Annotated in this window: 1 protein-coding gene; it reads left to right on the forward strand. The window is 66.6% G+C overall.

The window, feature by feature from the left end; genetic code table 11:
• Window positions 1–920, forward strand: a 920-nt coding sequence (locus tag NV64_RS21880; RefSeq protein ID WP_233209073.1) for a type VI secretion system Vgr family protein, incomplete at both ends; no start/stop codon positions are given.

A 920-nucleotide genomic window follows, 5' to 3' on the forward strand; every position in this document is an offset into this window, starting at 1 on the left:
ATAAAGGTGCAGCAGCCGGTGCGCATGGTGCAGGGCGTGATCACCGGTTTCGAACGTTTCGGCACCTCCGCCGACCAGACCCACTACGCCGTTACCCTGCAGCCGCGCCTCACCCTGCTGTCGCGCAGCCGCCAGAACGCCATTTACCAGCAGATGTCGGTGCCGCAGATCGTGGAGAAAATCCTGCGCGAGCGCCACGGGATGCGCGGCCAGGACTTTGTCTTCACCCTCAACAACGCCTACCCGCCGCGCGAGCAGGTGATGCAGTACGGCGAGGATGACCTGACGTTTATCACCCGCCTGCTGGGGGAGGTCGGCATCTGGTTCCGCTTCACCCCCGACGCCCGCCTGCATATTGACGTGGTGGAGTTTTACGACGGTAAGCAGGGCCACGTTAAAGGGCTGACGCTGCCCGCCGTACCGCCCTCCGGCATGCACGATGCCGCCACGGATTGCGCGTGGGGCTTCGCCAGCCGCTTTGCGGTGGTGGAGAAAAGCGTCAGCGGGCGCGACTATAACTACCGCAACGCCCTGGAGGATATGAACGTGCAGGCGGACGTCACCGGCGGCGACGACACCACCTACGGCGAGTCTTACCACTGGGCCGACAACTGGCTGACGCCGGGCGACGGCTACAGCTCCCATCCGGAACCCGAGAGCGGCGCGTTCCACGCCCGCCTGCGCCACGAGCGCTACCTGAACGGCCAGGCGCGGGTCTCCGCACTCACCACCTGCCCGCAACTGACCTGCGGCTGCGAGCTGACGGTCAGCGGCGGTGAGGAGGTCAGCGGGGTGTTCCGCAGCGGCGTGCTGGTCACCGCCATCACCTGTACCGCACGGCGCGACCGCAGCTTTGAAACCGCCTTTGAGGGCATCCCGCTCGGCAACCGCTACGGCTTCCGCCCTGAACCGCCCCCGCA

It is taken from the genome of Erwinia sp. B116 (assembly GCF_002865965.1).
GTDB lineage: Bacteria > Pseudomonadota > Gammaproteobacteria > Enterobacterales > Enterobacteriaceae > Erwinia.